The sequence below is a fragment of the Photorhabdus hindustanensis genome (genome assembly GCF_002968995.1).
Classification (GTDB): Bacteria; Pseudomonadota; Gammaproteobacteria; order Enterobacterales; family Enterobacteriaceae; genus Photorhabdus; species Photorhabdus akhurstii.
In genome coordinates this window covers 1-786 of record NZ_PUWT01000220.1, presented here as the reverse complement: position 1 = coordinate 786, position 786 = coordinate 1, and the positions used below count along the sequence as shown (strand labels likewise).

At 52.3% G+C, this 786-nt stretch carries 2 tRNA genes and 1 rRNA gene; all 3 read left to right on the top strand.

The features are described from left to right. A 16S ribosomal RNA gene (locus C6H66_RS25475) occupies positions 1–362 on the top strand; the annotation flags it as partial. A 68-nt stretch (positions 363–430) separates the two neighbouring features. Beyond that, positions 431–507 (top strand) — tRNA-Ile (locus C6H66_RS25470). A 129-nt stretch (positions 508–636) separates the two neighbouring features. Then, positions 637–712, top strand: a tRNA-Ala gene (locus tag C6H66_RS25465). Positions 713–786 lie beyond the last annotated feature (74 nt).

The following is a 786-nucleotide window of genomic DNA, read 5'->3' as shown; positions in this document are numbered from 1 at the left end:
GGTGGGGATGACGTCAAGTCATCATGGCCCTTACGAGTAGGGCTACACACGTGCTACAATGGCGGATACAAAGTGAAGCGACCTCGCGAGAGCAAGCGGAACACACAAAGTCTGTCGTAGTCCGGATTGGAGTCTGCAACTCGACTCCATGAAGTCGGAATCGCTAGTAATCGTAGATCAGCATGCTACGGTGAATACGTTCCCGGGCCTTGTACACACCGCCCGTCACACCATGGGAGTGGGTTGCAAAAGAAGTCGGTAGCTTAACCGCGAGGAGGGCGCTGACCACTTTGTGGCTCATGACTGGGGTGAAGTCGTAACAAGGTAACCGTAGGGGAACCTGCGGTTGGATCACCTCCTTACCTGAGATGCGTTGAGTGCAGTGCTCACACAGATTGTCTGATGAAAGAAGAGAATAGGTTATCGTAACAGGCTTGTAGCTCAGGTGGTTAGAGCGCACCCCTGATAAGGGTGAGGTCGGTGGTTCAAGTCCACTCAGGCCTACCAACTCTACTTATCCTGGTGTCTTTCAGACGCTGCGTGACTCATGTGCTGGCGCACACTGCGTTACTCGCGTTGAAATACCCGGCGGCTAAGCGAGTTGATTGAACAGACGATGACGGTCTATTTCTGTATGGGGCTATAGCTCAGCTGGGAGAGCGCCTGCCTTGCACGCAGGAGGTCAGCGGTTCGATCCCGCTTAGCTCCACCATACTAAATGTAGTTCAGAGTATATTGGCGACAGTATGCTGCGAATTATTTTGCTCTTTAACAATCTGGAACAAG